The following is a 3,608-nucleotide window of genomic DNA, read 5'->3' as shown; positions in this document are numbered from 1 at the left end:
TTCCTAGTAAATGCTTTCAATCTGAAGTTTTAATAAATTCTATTATTAAGCAAAAGGACATTTGATTAATTTACTCACCTCGTTACATATGAGTTGATTCAAGATTACAGCTATGAAGTCTAATCAACCACTACAAAACCCTGCATCTTCACCCGTTCCTCAGGCAAATCAAACTGATAAAGCATCTTCTTAGAATGGATATCAAACACACCTACATACCCGCCAATGCCCTTTTTATGCTCTTCCTGGGTAAGAATATACAGTTGATTCCCCTTGAACTTCGCCTCCATATAAGGGAATGTCAAGCTGTATGTGTGAAAAGAAAAATCCTCCCCATATTCCAGCAAGTTTGCTTCATCCTCTTTGTCCTCGTACGCCACGTAAAAACTGCCGCTTTCTTTGTCATAGTACACTGTATCTGCATATTCAAGGTCGTCAGGATACGGAATATATGTCGCCTTCCATGTCCCTTTTTCAATCACAGTCAATTCATGCTCCGAGCTCGCAACAATAAATTCCTTCGAGTCTGCGAATTGATCAGCGTATGAGGCTAAGCTCAGGGTCTCAATCATTTCCTCTGTTTTTCTGTCAATCACGTAAATAGCCATGCTTTGAATGATATAAATATAGTTCTCATCACTGGCCCCCATCGTGACAAGCGAAGGCAAGGTAAGGGTATATTCCTTCTTCATTTTTTTATCATTTATGCGGATCTCATTCCCCGTCGTATCAACATTATAGGCCTTAACAGACACATCCTTCCCCTCATGCCAAAACGCAAATGGATCTGAAAGCGGATGCTCTTTGATCGCATCCTTCTCCAGCGTGTAGTAAAAAGGCTCGTGTTCCGCCAATAATACAAGGTCTGTGGATTTGTATGACTTCATTTGAATATAAGGAACATCCGCCACCTTAAACGTACGCCTGTTAAACCGTTCGCCTGTAGAGGTTGAAACCAGCACGCTTTCTTTTATGAAAGGATTGGAGTAGATAAAAAAGATGCGGTCTTCTTCGGGGTGGATGGCGGAAGATTGGACAGGAATACTGTCTTTATTGCGTAACTGAACAGACAGAACAAACAGGATGACACATACCATTAAAACTAATAAACCAAATGTAATCCGTTTTTTCGTCATCAACATGCTCCTTAAAAAACAATATAGAATACAAACTTCCAAAAAATGTGTAGCAATCAATATCATTTCGACCATGTTTCCGCCAATCCCTCCACGAATAAAGACACATGCCAAATGACTCATTTTTCCACCAAAACACGTTCTCACCCCACCCTCATCCCGCTCCGTGGTAAAATTTTGATATTGAGCGAACAAAAGAAGGGAAATGGTCATGAAAGTATTTGAAGCGAAAACACTGCTTTCGGAAGCGACAGACCGTGCGAAAGAGTACAAAGAACTAAGAACGCAAATGGTCAACTTGAGAAAAGCGTTAAAAAGCGTCGTTGATCTCAGTGACAGCGAATTTTCAGGAAAAGGCGCCAGCAACATCAAGGCATTCTATCACGACCACGTCGGCGTCACCGACCAATGGATCGACTATATTGACATGAAAATCGCATTTTTCAACAGCATCGCCGGAGCCGCCGAAGACAAAGGCCTCTCAGACGCATACATCGAAGAATCCTTCCTGGAGCACGAACTGGCAAATGCCCATAAAAAATCAAAGTCCATCATGTCCGAACAGAAAAAAGCGATGAAAGACATCCTGCACGATATCAACGACATCCTCCCGCTCGACCTGTTTTCAACAGAAACCTTTAAAGACGAGCTGGCTGATGCCAACGACAAACGCAAAAAAACACTGGAAAAATTGGACGCTCTGGACGAAGACCTGAAGACAGAATATGCCCTGTCAGAACCAAACGAACAATTCATCAAGTCCGACTTCCAAAAGCTCCAAGACGCAACGGGAAAAGGCAAAAACGCAACTCCCATCCACTACAACGCCAAGGCGTACCGTGAGAGTGACATACATAAGAAAAAAGGCGACATTGAAAAGCGGACGGATGCTTACTTGAAGATTAAGAAAGAGGAAGCGAAGGAACGCGAGATTGAAAAATTGAAGAAAAAGCTTGCGGATGGGGTATCTGACCCTGATGAATATTTAGAAATTGCGAAGAAGATTGGGTATGAGAACCTTGAGCCTGCACAGTTACAGTATGTGGTGCAGCTTGAGCAAGCAAAACAGCTCGAAGAAGTTGGTGAAACCACATGGGAAGTTCTGAAAGGAGTTGGAGTCGGTCTCTACGATGTCGCTAAGGATACTGTGACTGGTGTTAAAGATTTAGCTGTCGGAGCGTGGGAGTTTTCCCAGCTCTCCGAAGAACAAAAATTAGCCAAAACAATTTCAACTGTATTGAAGACACCTTCTTATGCAAAAATCATATGGACAAACATAGCAGATTCATGGAATGATAAAATGGTTAACGGTGATGCATACTCACGATCTCATTATATTACCTATGTGGTCGGGAGCCTCGTCGGACTAAAAGGTGCTGGCTCTGTTGTGAAAGTAACAAGTAAACTTGGTAAAGCAGGTGCTGCCAAAATCGATAAAGTGCTTGAAGCTGGAGAAAAAGCTACTACTAAACATGTAAAGACAGGAATCCAGAAAACAAAAGATTTCAGCAGTGCTTTAAAAGGTAAAAATCAAGTCGCTTTTGCAGGGATTGCTCAGGATATTGAGAATACGCATAATGTAAAGAATACATCGCTTCTGAAAAAAGAAATTGAAGAACAGAAATCAAATGCATTGCAAAAAACTGAAAGAAAAACACAGAACATAAAGAAACCTAGAAAAACAATAATTCCTACAGTAAAAAGTGGTGAATTTAATAATTGGTTCAACTCATTAACAACGAAGCAACTTGATGAGCTTTGGACAGATAAGAAAGTTAGAAGAGCAATTGAAAGACAATTGAGAGCACCCGGCGGCATGCACGAATGGCATTTAGTTTCTCGGGCCCCTACTTTCAAACATTGGGGAGTTACAGCTGAACAAATTAGAGATTTAAGAACTGCCATAAACAAAGTCGAGTTTGTGAATCCAGTTGGTAAACACGGAGGATTGGGTTCAACCGCTGCTCATAATGAATTGCTAGGAATTATTGATTCATCCTTAAACTATAATATGTTTGTCCGAAGATTAAATAATTGGGCGAACTATAGGCTAAAAGGTGGAGCGGCAGCACTGCCAGAAGGATTAAGGACTAAATAATAGGAGGTTAATATGGAACGTCAAAATTTCGTATCATTGTGGATTGGAAGTATAAATGATGATGAATCATTAAGTAAATATGTTGAATTAGATTACAATGAGGATGAAGGTGATTTTCTTCCTTCCCAATTTTTAATTGATTTTGATATAGATATAGATGAATTAGATGAAGATTTTATAGAAAAAGTTGCACATGAAAAAAATTGTAATAATTTATCTGAACTAATTGGCGGCTGTTCGTACGATAGTGTCATCTTACCTCGATTTGAGAACATAGTAGGTACCGCAATTCCTGAACACATCAATGCTGCTGTTCTTTTATATAATTTTGAATATGACGGCAGGGAGAAAGCAATAAACGATAAAAACTATTC

3 protein-coding genes are annotated in these 3,608 nt (G+C 40.1%); 2 read left to right on the top strand and 1 reads right to left on the bottom strand.

Going from position 1 to position 3,608, the window contains the following annotated elements; genetic code table 11:
• Positions 1-119: 119 nt before the first annotated feature.
• Entirely contained in the window at positions 120-1,136 is a 1,017-nt protein-coding gene (locus RAC86_RS36600) for a hypothetical protein (protein ID WP_377886774.1), read from the bottom strand.
• A gap of 211 nt (positions 1,137-1,347) precedes the next feature.
• Between RAC86_RS36600 and RAC86_RS36595 the strand changes: the two genes are divergently transcribed.
• Entirely contained in the window at positions 1,348-3,234 is a 1,887-nt protein-coding gene (locus tag RAC86_RS36595) for a ribonuclease YeeF family protein (RefSeq protein WP_377886773.1), read from the top strand.
• Between the two features lie 12 nt (positions 3,235-3,246).
• A partial coding sequence (locus tag RAC86_RS36590; protein WP_377886772.1) for an immunity 22 family protein occupies positions 3,247-3,608 on the top strand: 362 nt, incomplete at its 3' end.

The sequence above is a fragment of the Bacillus sp. LR_5 genome (assembly GCF_042709275.1).
This window is presented reverse-complemented; position numbering and strand designations above follow the sequence as displayed.